Source organism: Thermoanaerobacter wiegelii Rt8.B1, from assembly GCF_000147695.2.
GTDB classification, from domain to species: domain Bacteria; phylum Bacillota; class Thermoanaerobacteria; order Thermoanaerobacterales; family Thermoanaerobacteraceae; genus Thermoanaerobacter; species Thermoanaerobacter ethanolicus.
On the sequence record NC_015958.1, the window covers coordinates 1,667,762 to 1,681,853 of the forward strand.

The following is a 14,092-nucleotide window of genomic DNA, read 5'->3' on the forward strand; positions in this document are numbered from 1 at the left end:
CTCTAATCCTCCTCCCAATTTAAAGAACTGTAATATATCTTTTTCCCTGTGCTGGCATCTATCATAAACTCCAAAGAGTTAGGTATATACACTAATTTACCTTTTTTATTCTCTGTTATAAAATAGTACAGTTTAAAACCACTATCTATAAAAATATTTTGAGCAACTTGTGTATTGATAGTATTGTCTATCTTTGGAAAATCAATATAATCCCAATTAAAAATTATTTTTTTAACTATTCCTTCCTCATTTGTTTCAATGGTTATATAATTATTAGAAATTATCGTATTGTTTGTTTGTCTATAAAAAGTATAAATTTTATTATCTCGATAATTCATAGGATATGCTACCAAAAAATCACAAGACAAATAATTATAAAGATGTTCTTTCACATATGTCTTTGCCTCTTCCATATCAAGTACTCTAAAATTTTTCTCATTATAATTCCAATAACCAAAACCTAAGTGAAGAATATTTTGGTCGTGAGAATCAATTGCTACATTTATATTTAAAATTTTGTCTTTTAAACTTGTAAAATTCCAATCATAGGCCACAGCCGGTTTACCCGTCAAACAAAAATTATTCACATAACCGGATTTGAGCAAAGAAATTTTATCTATTTTTAAATTTTTTGCTATATCTTGAGCAATTGTCTCTGGATTTTTTAAATTAAAACAATCGTCTTTTAACTTTGCAAAATCCAGTGTAATCATTTCTTCTTTAATATCATTTCCCTTATAATCAATAAAAATACCACTTTTGGCATCAATCCCATAAAACAAAGGATTCAAAGAGGAAATATACACTAACTGATACTTTTTGCCTTCTTTATAAGCCATAAGCTGAGGAACAATATATTTTTGATATAGGCTTTTTATTTCGCCAATACTTTTAATATCCTTTGTACCCTCATATTCCACTTTTTCCGAAAGATTTTCACCAAAAAATTTAACAACTTCTCCTGAATGAGAATCTATGTACACAACTATTTCTCTATTATCCACTATCAGGTGATTTATCACTTTTTTAAAAATTAACTTATAAATATATGGTTTTTCTAAACTTTCATCAATATACTCATCATCTGAAAGGCTTTTTACAAATTGATATTCTTCTCCTGTAATTGAAGATATCAAATTGTGGGCTAAAATTATCGACTCACTTTTTGAATATTTTGCTGATAAATTTTTGTCAAAAGGTGTAAAAGTATTTTCATAGTAATCTATATACTCCAATTTATCATTGTCACTATTGTATACAATTTTTAAATTCTTAAAGGGATTACTTCCTTCAAATTTAAAGCTATATAACCCATTTTGCAACTTATGTTCTACCAATTTTAATCCCCTTGTAAAAGGTACCTTCATTATTATTTCTTGTAATATTTTTTCTTCTGAATAAGGATTAGCTTCTGAATAGGCACTTGATAAATTTAAAAATAATATCAAGGCAATCAATCCTGCTAAACAAAATTTTTTAACCATACATAGACCTCCTTGAAAATATTCCCATATATACTATTCTATGTATGGTTAAAAATTCCTGCTTATATAACAAAAAAATCCGGATAACCCGGATTTTTAAACTGCTATTACTTCCCTCACTTCAGGAATTTCTTCTTTGATAGCCCTTTCAATGCCTTCTTTCAGCGTCAACGTAGCAAAAGGGCATCCTCCACAAGCACCTGTCAGCCTTACCTTTACAATTCCATCCTCTGTAACGTCAATAAGTTCCACATTTCCTCCGTCTGCTTGAAGAGATGGTCTTAGAAGCTCTAATACTTCCTCTACTCTTTCTCTCATAGCCTATCCTCCTTCCTGACACAATTATTATACCACAAAAATCAATGGAAATCTATTTTTTGAGTTTTCGACTTATAATTTCTGCAACTTTTTCTAAAAATCTTTTGTCTTCTTCATCAAAAGCAGCCAAATCATCGCTGTCAATATCTATTTCTCCTATTATGTCGCCATTAACCCATATTGGCACTACAATTTCCGATTTCGTCTCAAGACTACAAGCCAAATAATTATCTTCTTTTGTTACATCATCTACAATTATAGTATTTTTTTCTGCAACAGCTCTTCCACAAACCCCCTGTCCTACTTTAATTTTCACATGTTCTGTAGGTCTACCAATATAAGGTCCTATTACTAACTCTCCATCCTTCATGAAATAAAAACCTGTCCAATTATAGTAAGGAATATTGTCTGCTAATATCTTAACAACTTCACCATAAAATTCATCCATATCATCAATTTCTCTTGCCTTTTGGTCAATCCTAACTAATAAGTCATCAAAAACTTTTCTTTTTTCCATCTTTTCAGCTCCTCTGTAAAAAATTTATCAATATAATTTTACCATTAAAATGTTATAAAATAAAGTAGTTCCCTTTTAGATTTATCAATAGTTAAAGATTAATTCAATTTGCCTTAAATAAGAAAACTGCCTCAAAGGCAGTTTAATTGTAAAATTGTTTATTGGGGTCATTTAAAACCCTTCTAATCATCCAGTATGCCAATATCAAAATAAAAGGTGTTACTAACTGAGTTAAAGTAAAAAATCCTATTCCCCATTTTTCATTTAAATATACAGGCCATATTAAAGGATTGTCCCTTACTGTTTCTTCAATTAAACCTCTCATTAATTGATAATAAAATATAAAAGACCAAAATTGATATCCATCAGGCATGTGCTTTTTTTGTATATAAAAATATCTTATGAGAAGTATTACTCCCATAGCAACTCCTACTAATTGCGCAGGCCATCTCCCAAAGGCAAACTCAGTCGGCCTTCCTAATACTTCTTGGTTAAATATATTTCCTATTCTGACTAATATATTACCAATTGAAAGTCCTAAAACTGCGAAATCCTCTAGAGGATTTATCCTCACACCTTTTTTACGACAATAATAAAGCCCTGCTAAAAAACCACCTAAAACTGCACCATGCCATGAAAGTCCACCTTCATAAATCTTTAACACTTGAATAGGATTTTTAATAAACCACTCAGGATAATTTGCCAATACAAACATCAATCGAGCACCTATAACACCAGAAATTACTACAATCATTAATAGATTTAATAAAAAGTCTTCATCGTAATTTAATTTCATTGCCTCTTTGTACAAATAATATCCACCAATAGCAATAGAAATAGCCATAAAAATTCCATACCAATGAACAGCAATTGGACCAATTTTAAAAGCATAAGGGCTAATTGTCGGAATGTACATCATACAACCTCCATACAATAGTTTTTAAACAGAAAACTCTGATAAGATTTTCATTATAATATCATTCTACAGCATTTCGATAATATGTCAAGAGGTGACTTTTATTTCCTTATAATGCTTTTATATGACTCTGAAATAAAAAAATCTATCCTCAACATAAAAAGTTTTGGCACCAAACCTAAATTACATAAAAATAAAGGCAGCAAGCTTCCTTCTACTCTGATTGGTATAAGAAATTGCTCGCGAGGAATATTTAAGAAATTTCAACCGTTTTTTTAAACTCCTCTTTTATCTTCTTTAGCAATTCCTCTTTTGTCATTATATCTACCGCAGTCATAGCCAGAGCTTTGGCTGCAAGTACGGCTGCCTCCTTTCCCCTCTCTGAACCTGCAGCTTTCAAAAATTCCAAGCTATGAGGTGCTATGTCCTCTTCAGCTATGGCAATGTGGGGATGGATAGAAGGCACAACCTGGCTTACATTTCCCATGTCCGTTGAGCCAACGCCCTCTTCCTTATCGCTTATATCATGATAACCCAGTTCCTTTAAATTAGCTTTAAATGTCTCAGCCATAGTTTTATTGGTTACTAGGTTGTCAAAGCCAAGCTCAAAATTTCTATATGAAAGCTTTGCTCCAGTTGCCACCTCAGCACCCTTGGCACAGGCTATTACTTTTTCCTTTACCTCCAGCATGTATTTTTTTCTTTTGCCCTCACGTAAAAGCGGGCGACAGCTCTTTCGGGAATAATATTGGGAGTGTATCCTCCTTCGGTAATTATCCCATGGATTCTCGCATCAGGTCTCAACTGCTGCCTTAAGGCATTGATACCGTTGAAAAGAAGGATGACCGCGTCCAGAGCATTTATGCCTAGGTGAGGTGCAGCGGCGGCATGCGCTGCTTTACCCGTATATGTAAACTCCAGAGGTTCTATGGCAAGTGAAGTAGTATATACAGTAGTTCTATTGCCAGGATGTACCATCATAGCTGCATCCACATCATTAAAAATACCTCTTTCTACTAGTATTACCTTGGCACCGTCAGTTTCTTCTGCAGGGGAACCTACTAACATCACTTCGCCGAAAAGCTCTTCATCTAATGCCCCTAAGGCTGCTGCAGCTCCAAAACTTGCAGCTGCAATTAAGTTATGACCACAAGCGTGACCTATTTCTGGAAGAGCATCATACTCAGCCAAAAGCGCCACCTTGGGACCAGGTTTTTTACCTTTTTTCTGTGCCAAAAAAGCAGTTGGCAGGCCTTCGACTTCATTTACTAAAAAACCATAACCGTTTATTTTTTCCTTTAATAGTTTTGAAGCTTTAAATTCTTGATTTCCAAGCTCAGGATTTTTGTATATCTCATCAGCAATTTCAAAAATCTCCCCCTTAATACTATCGATAAAAGAAATGACCTTCTTTTTCAATTGTTCCACACCTATAACTCCTTCCTAACCTATATGAATTTTACAAAAATGTTTATCAACATCACTAAGCAGTCTATAAGCATTTCTTCATTTAGAATAAGGGGATTTACGGTTCTGTTGATTTAACCATAATCCCAGCCAAGGATAACGAAAGTAATGATTACTATTGTGTATAACATGTTGTAATTTATGTTATCAATTTAAAACTGTAAAGTCAAGAACCTTTTTGTATCTCCCTCAAATAGGTATAGACATATTTACCACTTAGAGAATAATTACAAAAACATTGAAGAAGAAAACACATAAAAAGAATAGAGCTGCCTCCTTGGGCAACAGGGGCAAAATATTACCATTCCTGCATAAACATCAAAAAATAAAAATCCCGGCATCTATACAATGCCGGAAAATCTTCATATTATTGGTGGGGTTAACAGGGATCGAACCTGTGACCTCTACGATGTGAGCGTAGCGCTCTGACCAGCTGAGCTATAACCCCACTTTCTATATTTTTATTATATACATCTCTCTAAAATATGTCAATCACAAATTTTTTAATACAAAGAAGGACTTTAAACGTTTTAATAGAATTTATAATATAAAACCACTTACTTGCATAATAACATATACTATATAGTAAAAATCACCAAATAAGAATATCATTTTATAAAAAGAGGGATATCATGAATGACTTATTATCATTGAGATGCATAAACATTACTTTGAGCGAAATTCTTAGCGACGAATACCTTTCCCTCATGAAGTGGGAAATAGAAAAAATTTTACAAATTAACTTGATACAACATATTCTAAAATATGAAGATGATACTGAATGGTTTATTCTTCTAAATGGAATAGAAAAAAACTTTCGACTTTGGCTGACAATTTTCCAAGACTCTTATGAACCAGTTAATAGAATTATAATTAATGAACTTTCTGTGTCTTTTGAAAAAGAAATTGACAAAAAAGAACTAGAAAAACAAATTATAAAAACTGTTTCTGAGTTTCTACGCGATATTGGTGTCATTTCAGTATATTCTAATAATACATCTTTGCCTTGGGAAGAATTAGGATTTATGCTAGAAGAAAATAAATTATATTTTAGTTTAAAATAAAACCCCTCAAAAGAGGGATTTTATTTTGCTAATTCATATATAGCGTGAGCATAAATTTTTGCATTTAATATCAAATCTTCAATTTCTATATATTCATCCGCTTGATGTGCTAACTCTGGCTTGCCTGGAAAAACAGGCCCAAATGCTACTGTGTTAGGCATCTCTTTCGCATAAGTTCCTCCACCTATTGCTAAAAGCTCTGCTTTCTGTCCCGTCTGTTCTTCATAAACTTTGCTCAAAGTTTTTATCAAAGGATGGTCTGGTGGGAAATACAAAGGTGGTTGATGGAGCATGTCTTCTATTCTCATCCCATTAGTTTTGATTTTTTCTTCAAAAATATTCATCCAATCCTCATATTTATATTTTACAGGATATCGAATATTTAATCCTAATACTCCTTTGTTTTCATCTAATTGAATAGTACCAACGTTAAAAGTCAATTCTCCTGTTTCATCTTTTAAGTATATCCCAAAAGTTTTTCCATCTGTTTCCATTCCCACATTTGTAGCAAAGAAATGTATAAAATCTTTGACATCGCTATCCTCTAAATCTATTCTGTCAAGGAAGAGAAATAGCTGCATTATAGCATTTTTCCCTAAGTGTGGAAGGCTGCCATGAGCCGAAACCCCTACTGATTTGATTACAAGCATTTCGTCTTTTTCTTCAGCCTTCAAATTGTAACCAGTCTCTTTTATGAAGGCTTCTAACTTATCTTGAATTTCTTTCTTCTTATTTGCCTCTTTTACCTCTAATCCAGCTTCACAATAGCCTGGTACTACATTAGGCCTTTCTCCACCTTTGATGTATTTTATAACAATGTTGCTGGACTTTTTATTAAAGTCTTTTACCACATTAAACATTGTTATTCCTTTTTCTGCATATATAATTGGATATTGAGCATCAGGAGTAAAGCCCATTGTAGGAGCTTCATCGTGTTTTAAATAATAAGCAATCTCGTGAGAACCTGTCTCTTCATTTGTTCCAAATAAAATTCTCACTCTTTTAGAAAGCTTTAACCCAGCGTCTTTTATAGCCTTTAGCCCGTATAAAGCAGCAATTATAGGGCCCTTATCATCTACAGTACCTCTCCCATATATCTTTTCATCATGTATTTCAGCACCATAAGGTGGATAAGTCCACCCATCACCTTCTGGAACTACATCTAAATGTCCCAAAACTCCTATCATTTCTTCTCCTTCGCCGTATTCTGCATACCCTACATAGCCATCCACGTTTTTAGTCCTAAAGCCTAAACTTTGTGCAATCTCTAAAGCTTTGTCCAATGCCTTAGCAACACCTTCTCCATAAGGCATTCCTGGTTTCGGTTCATCTTGTACGCTTTTTATCTTGACTAACTCTTGAACAGATTTTATAATGTCATCTCTCATATTGTCTATGTAGGAATTTAAATCCATAAAAATCCCCCCAATAATTTGGTAATCACATCTCTATTATATACCTTTACTTAAATGTTTTCAATATTTTTCTATCTGCTTCCTATTTTCTTACCTATAACATTCCAAAAGGAAGGGGTTTCAAAGCCAATCCTCCACACACATATGCCATGTAAATTATACCTTTTAGCAACTTCTATCTTCTCAGCTAAAGTGGCAGAGTTTTCAAACCATACCTCTCTCGTTATTCCCGTGTTTTTGTCATAATAGACATAATAAGGCTCTTGGTATTGGTCGCTCCACTTTATTTGAATTCCTTGAATTTGTGCTTTTGTAAGTATTTCTTTTGTAGGGCGAGAGAAACCACCACTTTTACTTGCAGGCCAATCATATCCATAAGTAGCTACTCCTAAACATATTTGTTCAGGTTTAAAACCTTCATTTAGTGCATCTTTGACGTTGTACTCCACCCACTGCTCAGGAGAAACAGGTCCCGGCGGTGAAGAAGCATTATGCCTATCATAGGTCATCAAGGTGACATGGTCCACTAAAGGCGCTAATTCGTGATAGTCGTATATACCTGATATTTCTTTAGGTACCTGATAATGAGGTATAACGGAAATGTCAAGAATTTTACCTTCTTTTTTGATAAGCGGTCTTATTTTGCTTATAAAAGCCGTAAGATAATCTTTGTCCTGAACATAATTCTTAGTTCCATGAGGAATAAACTCAAAATCTATGTTGTAACCGTCAAAATCATGTTTTTTTAATAAAGCCATTAATTGAGAAATAGCCTTTTCTCGGATATTTGGATCCAAAAGAACTTCATCTTTGCTGTTAGCCACATTAACAAGAGGAACTACTTTTATCCCTTGTTTTTTCGCATAAGCCAGCGCTTGAGGGTTTGTAGAATCTTTTACTGTCCCGTCTCCTTCTACAGTAAGCCACAAGGGAGAAAGTGTATCAATATATCTTGAATACTTTACCAATGATTGATATGAATTATCTGGGCCAGCAGAATCAACATAAAATCCTACTACTTGAAGTTTTTTTACTCCTATCTTACTAAAAGGTTTGAAAAAGGGTTTTTGAGCTGTACTTTTACATCCGCTCAAAGATATTGATATGGTTAATAGCAAAATTATCAAGATTGATATCAATCTCAATTTTTTCCACATAAAAAGATATAACCTCCTCATTTTTATGATTCGGTTATATCTTTTGATAAAAAATAAATTTTATGTATAAAAATATTTTATTTTCAGTTTGGTGGAGATAAGGGGATTCGAACCCCTGACCTCATGCATGCGAGGCATGCGCTCTCCCTACTGAGCTATATCCCCATGTAACCCATATAAAAAAATGGTGGGGTTAACAGGGATCGAACCTGTGACCTCTACGATGTCAACGTAGCGCTCTGACCAGCTGAGCTATAACCCCACTTCTTGCTTTTTTATTATACAATTTTAATAAAAGGTTGTCAATATTTACGCTTTCTATATATAAGCTTTGAGCACCTTGCAATTGCCCTCTATTGTATAACTTGGAATAGAAGCAGGTATTAATACAGTTTCTCCTGCCTTTAATTCAACAGTACCTTCATAATAGTCAATTTTACAATTTCCTTCTACAGCTGTTAAAGTGTTAAATTCTCCTTCTGTATCTATTTTTACTTCTTCATTTATTTCAATTATACTTACCTGAAAATATGGAGATTTAACAACATGAGATATGCGTCCGCCTTGTATTCCTTTAAATTCAGGTATTATTTTATCTGTTTTTAAATTAAAATCTATAACATCTAATGCTTTTTCTATATGTAACTTCCTTTTCCTCCCGAATTCATCTACTCTATTGTAATCATATACTCTATAGGTGAGGTCTGAATTTTGTTGAATTTCACAAATAAGTATGCCTTCACCTATAGCATGCACCATCCCTGAAGGTATGTAAACCACATCTCCTGGCTTTACTTCTATTTCTTTTAAACATTCTTCTAATCTTTCTTCCTCCAATAGCCTTTTAAATTCTTCTTTTGTAGTTTCTTCCTTTAAACCACATACAAGTTTAGCCCCTGGTTTTGCATCTATTATATACCACATCTCTGTTTTTCCAGAATCGCCATTTTCGTATTTAAAAGCATATTCATCATCTGGATGAACTTGGACAGAAAGTTTGTCTTGTGCATCAATTATTTTGATAAGTAAAGGAAATCTCTCATAATTTACCCCTTTACCGTATATATCCTCAAAAAATTTGTAGGCTATATCACTTAGTTTTTGGCCATTAAATTCTCCACCTTCAATTACACTAACAGCTGTTCTATTGTCAGATATTGTCCACAATTCTCCAATTTTTTTACCCTCGGGAATATCAAATCCAAATTTATCTCTTAATGCAGTACCTCCCCATATTCTCTCCATAAAAATAGGCTTAAATTTTAAAGGTTTCATCAACTATCAGCTCCTTTTTCAATTATTTTAAAAGAGGATAAACAAGGTTATCCTCTTTTAAAAAATTATTCAGCTATTTCTAGTGCAATTTTCACCATGTCCATAAAAGTCTTTTGCCTTTCTTCAGCTGTCGTTGCTTCTCCGGTAACCAAGCTATCGCTCACTGTCAATATTGTAAGAGCATCTACATTGTACTTAGCAGCCAAAGTATATAGTCCTGCAGTTTCCATTTCTACTGCCAAAACACCAAACTTCGCCCATAGTTTCCAACTGTCTGGGTCATCATTATAAAAAGTATCCGTTGTAAGAATATTTCCTACTTTAGGTTGTATTCCTAACTCCATTGCTTTATCATAGGCTTTTTTCAATAATTTAAAACTTGCTGTAGGAGCATAATCCATGCCATTAAATCTAATCTTATTTATTGCAGAGTCTGTTGAAGAGCTCATGGCAATTACTATATCTCTGAGTTTGATATCTGGCTGCAAAGAACCACAAGTACCTATTCTTATAAGATTTTTCACGTTGTAACTGGTTATAAGCTCATTTACATAAATAGATAAAGAAGGTACTCCCATGCCTGTCCCTTGAACTGACACTCTTTTCCCTTTATAATATCCTGTAAAACCATACATTCCTCTAACTTCATTGTAACATTTTACATCTTCAAGAAAATTTTCTGCTATGTATTTAGCCCTTAAAGGATCTCCTGGCAATAACACTGTTTGAGCGATTTCGTTTTCTTTAGCCCCAATATGTATGCTCATCTGAATCTCTCCTTCTATAATAGTTTTGCCCATATATAATATTAGCAAAAAACAGCTTTTAAATCAAACAAAAATTTATGGACCAAACAATTTTTTAATTTTGTATAAATAAAAAATAAAAAATACCACAAAATCATGGTATTTTAAATGCATGTGAGCAAGTCTATAAGCCGAGTTCTGTCGAGGATGGCCATCTATCTAGGGGGTCAGTTGCCTGACACCTCTAGCGGCATAACCCGAGGGAAACGGCGGGCCACCTACTCCCTCCTATTCGCCTTGCTCCAGGTGGGGTTTGCAGAGCAGACCAGTCGCCTGGTCCCTGGTGAGCTCTTACCTCACCTTTCCACCCTTACCTGGCACTCAACAAGTTGAGTGCCAGGCGGTATATCTCTGTTGCACTTTCCTTGGAGTCGCCTCCACCGGGTGTTACCCGGCACCCTGCCCTGTGGAGCTCGGACTTTCCTCGTGCGAAATCGCACGCGGCCATCCGACTTACTCACATGCGTTATTTCATATATATTTTTCTAATATCAGTCGAGTATATATTATCATATATATCTGTTTTTGTCAACCTAATTATAGATACATAAAAGGATCTTTTTGACTTTCACTAATTAATACTTCTATTTCGTGTCCCTGTTTCTGAGTTTCATCGATTATATATTCTGCAATAAACCTGACTGCAATATTCTCCGTAGCAAAATGTCCAGCATCAATTAAAGCCAATCCGAGGTGTTGGGCTTCTACTGCATCGTGATAGCCAATATCTGCTGTTATTAAAACATCCGCTCCTTTAGAAACAGCTTTGTGAATAAGACTTGCACCGCTTCCACCACATACAGCCACTTTTCTGATCTTTTTATTTAGGTCTCCTACCACTCTTAAATTATTAATTTTAAGTTTTGCTTTTACTTGTAAAGCTAATTCTTGCAAAGTAGTTTCTGAAATAATTCCAATTCTTCCAAGCCCATATTCTTCTTTAACATTTTCCAAAGAATAAATATCATAAGCAACCTCTTCATAGGGATGAACATTCAGCATTGCAGTTACCACTTTTTCTAAATATCTCTGAGGTACTATAGTTTCTATCTTTACTTCTTCTGTTTTTTCTAGTTTCCCTGTTTCACCAATGAATGGGTTTGTTCCTTCTAAAGGTCTATAAGTTCCAATGCCTCGCGCCTGAAAAGTAGCATCACTATAATTCCCAACAAAACCAGCGCCTGCACTGCACATAGCATTTCTTACCACTTCTTCATATCCTTGTGGCACATAAACTGCAATTTTTTTATATCCTTCGGAATAAGTGACATCCAAAACTTCCCTATCGTATATTCCTAAGACATTACACAAAATATCATTCACCCCATTTGGAGCTATATCAAAAGAGGTATGGGCTGCATAAAGCGAGATATCATTTTTAATAAGTTGTATTAACAATGAGCCCACTGGATTATCAGCTCTGACATTTTTTATTGGCTTAAAAATTAACGGATGATGAGTTACAATCATATCTACTTTTTTGTCAACCGCTTCTTTAATTACTTCAGAAGTAGCATCCAAAGCTACTAAAACTTTTGAGATATCTTTAGAACCATCTCCTATTAATAATCCCACGTTATCCCACTCTTCAGCAAATTTACGCGGTGCAAGTTTATCCATTATGGAAGCTATTACTTGGCATTTCAAGCCCATTTATCAACACCTCGAATTTCTTTACTTTTTCCTCTAATTGCTTACGCTTTTCATTGGTTTCAGGAAGTTTATTTATGATTTTCTTCATTTTGTCGATTTTATACTGCAAAAATTCTTTTAACAGTGGATGTTTTTTTTGTATGAGTTTTTCCCCTACTTGATAATATATGTCATTTTTGACTTTTTGTCTACCATGTTCTGCTACTATTATTTCATAATATTTTTGATTTTCCTTCACTAATTCCTCATCACAAATTTTATATCCATTTTCTATTAAGTATTTCCTCAAATATGTTGAATCTCTCATAGGTTGAAGTATAAATTTCTTAATAGTTTTTGCAGTATCTTTTCCTTCCTCTAATATTTTTGTAATCAAAATTCCTCCCATACCTGCAATGACAACTACGTCTACTTCCCCTGGAGATAAAACATTAAGACCATTCCCTAACCTTGTGTCTATCAAAGATTGCAAATTTCGCTTCTGAACTTCTTTTACAGCTTTATTTAAGGAACCTTTATTTAAATCTGAAGCAACGACATAGGTAGCTATTTTGTTTTCAATAAGGTAAACAGGAATAAAACCATGGTCAGTACCTATGTCTGCAACTTTTGACCCATGAGGAATATATTCAGCAATTTTCCCTAATCGCTCTGTAAGTTTCATGTAATCCTCCTAAAAGTATAAAAAATAAAAAAGCATTTAAAGCTAAATGCTTTTTTCTCTAAATGGTGGGCCTTCAGGGATTTGAACCCCGGACCAATCGGTTATGAGCCGACCGCTCTGCCAGCTGAGCTAAAGGCCCAAAAAGTGGCTCCTCAGGTAGGATTCGAACCTACAACCTACCGGTTAACAGCCGGTTGCTCTACCCTTGAGCTACTGAGGAATACAATAATAATTATACAGATTTTTGCCCCATTGTCAAGAAGCTTATTTAATCAAGGAAATCTTTTAATTTTTTGCTTCTGCTGGGATGCCTCAATTTTCTTAATGCTTTTGCCTCAATTTGTCTTATGCGTTCTCTTGTAACATTAAATTCTTTTCCTACTTCCTCTAAAGTTCTTGCTCGGCCGTCATCAAGGCCAAACCTAAGTCTTAGTACTTTCTCTTCCCTTGGCGTTAGAGTATCAAGAACATCCATCAATTGTTCTTTTAGCATTGTAAAAGCAGCAGCTTCTGCTGGAGCTGGTGCATCTTCATCGGGTATAAAATCTCCTAAGTGGCTGTCTTCCTCTTCCCCAATAGGAGTTTCTAAAGATACAGGTTCTTGCGCTATTTTCATTATCTCTCTTACTTTTTCTTCTGGCATACCCATCTCTTTTGCCAACTCTTCAGGGGTAGGTTCGCGACCTAATTCCTGCAGCAATTGCCTTTGAACTCTTATCAATTTGTTGATAGTTTCTACCATGTGTACAGGGATTCTTATGGTTCTTGCTTGGTCTGCAATAGCTCTTGTTATAGCCTGTCTTATCCACCATGTGGCATAAGTACTGAATTTGTAGCCTTTTCTATAGTCAAATTTTTCAACTGCTTTGAGTAACCCTAAATTTCCCTCTTGTATCAAATCTAAGAAAAGCATTCCTCTTCCTACGTATCTTTTTGCTATGCTTACAACCAATCTTAAATTGGCTTCTATAAGTCTTTTTTTAGCTTCTTCGTCTCCTTGTTCGATTCTTTTTGCCAATTCAATCTCTTCTTCAGGAGTGAGAAGAGGAATCTTGCCTATCTCCTTCAAATACATTCTCACAGGGTCATCTATACTGATTCCTTCAGGAAGAGAAAGGTCTAAGTCTAAATCTTCTTCAGTTATTTCTTCCTGACGAGGTTCTTCCCCAACAATTTCAATTCCCATGTCTTCAAAAGCATCATATACCTTCTCAATTTGGTCAGGATTTAAATCAATATCTTCTAAAGAATCCATTATCTCATTGTAGGTGAGCATCCCAGTTTTTTTTCCTTTATTGATAAGTTCTGTAATGGCTTCTTTAGACAGTTCTTCGTTGTTCATAGGTTTCCCCTCCC

Annotated in this window: 14 protein-coding genes, 5 tRNA genes and 1 other RNA gene; 1 reads left to right on the top strand and 19 read right to left on the bottom strand. The window is 34.3% G+C overall.

From position 1 onward, the window contains the following. Positions 1-2: 2 nt before the first annotated feature. The 7 genes from THEWI_RS08325 to THEWI_RS08350 all read right to left on the bottom strand — a co-directional run bounded on the left by THEWI_RS08325 (position 3) and on the right by THEWI_RS08350 (position 5,150). Complete coding sequence (locus tag THEWI_RS08325; protein WP_014063081.1) at positions 3-1,484, bottom strand: hypothetical protein; 1,482 nt, start codon at positions 1,482-1,484, stop codon at positions 3-5. A gap of 96 nt (positions 1,485-1,580) precedes the next feature. After that, entirely contained in the window at positions 1,581-1,802 is a 222-nt protein-coding gene (locus THEWI_RS08330; protein ID WP_003870180.1) for a NifU family protein, read from the bottom strand. A gap of 52 nt (positions 1,803-1,854) precedes the next feature. After that, on the bottom strand, positions 1,855-2,319 hold the full coding sequence (locus tag THEWI_RS08335; RefSeq protein ID WP_014063082.1) for a GAF domain-containing protein: 465 nt from the start codon (positions 2,317-2,319) through the stop codon (positions 1,855-1,857). Positions 2,320-2,461: 142 nt separating this feature from the next. Then, positions 2,462-3,235, bottom strand: coding sequence for a prolipoprotein diacylglyceryl transferase (locus tag THEWI_RS08340; RefSeq protein ID WP_003870182.1), 774 nt, complete (start codon positions 3,233-3,235; stop codon positions 2,462-2,464). Positions 3,236-3,488: 253 nt separating this feature from the next. Next, positions 3,489-3,926: a zinc-binding metallopeptidase family protein gene (locus tag THEWI_RS15810; protein ID WP_244262194.1), complete on the bottom strand. Its 438-nt coding sequence runs from the start codon at positions 3,924-3,926 to the stop codon at positions 3,489-3,491. Beyond that, positions 3,914-4,663 carry an amidohydrolase gene (locus THEWI_RS15815; protein WP_244262195.1) on the bottom strand — a complete coding sequence of 250 codons (750 nt, stop codon included), beginning with the start codon at positions 4,661-4,663 and terminating at the stop codon, positions 3,914-3,916. The genes THEWI_RS15810 and THEWI_RS15815 overlap by 13 nt, the downstream gene beginning before the upstream one ends. Positions 4,664-5,073: 410 nt before the next feature. Further along, positions 5,074-5,150, bottom strand: a tRNA-Val gene (locus THEWI_RS08350). Positions 5,151-5,334: 184 nt separating this feature from the next. On the opposite strand from THEWI_RS08350, the gene THEWI_RS08355 reads away from it, so the two are divergent. Then, on the top strand, positions 5,335-5,766 hold the full coding sequence (locus tag THEWI_RS08355; protein ID WP_003870186.1) for a hypothetical protein: 432 nt from the start codon (positions 5,335-5,337) through the stop codon (positions 5,764-5,766). Between the two features lie 20 nt (positions 5,767-5,786). On the opposite strand, the gene pepV is transcribed toward THEWI_RS08355, so the two are convergent. The 12 genes from pepV to rpoD form a co-directional block, all read right to left on the bottom strand. Continuing rightward, a complete protein-coding gene (gene pepV, locus THEWI_RS08360) occupies positions 5,787-7,181 on the bottom strand; it encodes a dipeptidase PepV (protein WP_014063084.1) in 1,395 nt (464 codons plus the stop codon). Between the two features lie 71 nt (positions 7,182-7,252). Then, positions 7,253-8,338 (bottom strand): glycosyl hydrolase family 18 protein, encoded by a 1,086-nt coding sequence (locus THEWI_RS08365; protein WP_014063085.1) that lies wholly within the window; start codon positions 8,336-8,338, stop codon positions 7,253-7,255. 89 nt (positions 8,339-8,427) lie between these two features. Next, positions 8,428-8,503: transfer RNA gene (locus tag THEWI_RS08370), tRNA-Ala, on the bottom strand. Positions 8,504-8,523: 20 nt separating this feature from the next. Next, positions 8,524-8,600 (bottom strand) — tRNA-Val (locus THEWI_RS08375). A 56-nt stretch (positions 8,601-8,656) separates the two neighbouring features. Beyond that, positions 8,657-9,613, bottom strand: a complete 957-nt coding sequence (gene manA, locus THEWI_RS08380; protein WP_014063086.1) for a mannose-6-phosphate isomerase, class I — start codon at positions 9,611-9,613, stop codon at positions 8,657-8,659. 65 nt (positions 9,614-9,678) lie between these two features. Next, positions 9,679-10,380 carry a purine-nucleoside phosphorylase gene (gene deoD / locus THEWI_RS08385; protein ID WP_003870190.1) on the bottom strand — a complete coding sequence of 234 codons (702 nt, stop codon included), beginning with the start codon at positions 10,378-10,380 and terminating at the stop codon, positions 9,679-9,681. A 150-nt stretch (positions 10,381-10,530) separates the two neighbouring features. After that, an RNA gene (gene rnpB / locus THEWI_RS13700) (RNase P RNA component class A) lies at positions 10,531-10,879 on the bottom strand. Between the two features lie 77 nt (positions 10,880-10,956). Next, on the bottom strand, positions 10,957-12,072 hold the full coding sequence (locus THEWI_RS08390) for a Nif3-like dinuclear metal center hexameric protein (RefSeq protein ID WP_003870191.1): 1,116 nt from the start codon (positions 12,070-12,072) through the stop codon (positions 10,957-10,959). Then, on the bottom strand, positions 12,032-12,736 hold the full coding sequence (locus tag THEWI_RS08395) for a tRNA (adenine(22)-N(1))-methyltransferase (RefSeq protein WP_003870192.1): 705 nt from the start codon (positions 12,734-12,736) through the stop codon (positions 12,032-12,034). The genes THEWI_RS08390 and THEWI_RS08395 overlap by 41 nt, the downstream gene beginning before the upstream one ends. Before the next feature lie 63 nt (positions 12,737-12,799). After that, positions 12,800-12,875, bottom strand: a tRNA-Ile gene (locus THEWI_RS08400). Between the two features lie 6 nt (positions 12,876-12,881). After that, positions 12,882-12,956 (bottom strand) — tRNA-Asn (locus THEWI_RS08405). A 48-nt stretch (positions 12,957-13,004) separates the two neighbouring features. After that, the gene (gene rpoD, locus THEWI_RS08410; RefSeq protein WP_003867211.1) at positions 13,005-14,078 is read right to left on the bottom strand and encodes an RNA polymerase sigma factor RpoD; all 1,074 of its coding nucleotides are present in this window, start codon (positions 14,076-14,078) and stop codon (positions 13,005-13,007) included. Between the last annotated feature and the right edge of the window lie 14 nt (positions 14,079-14,092).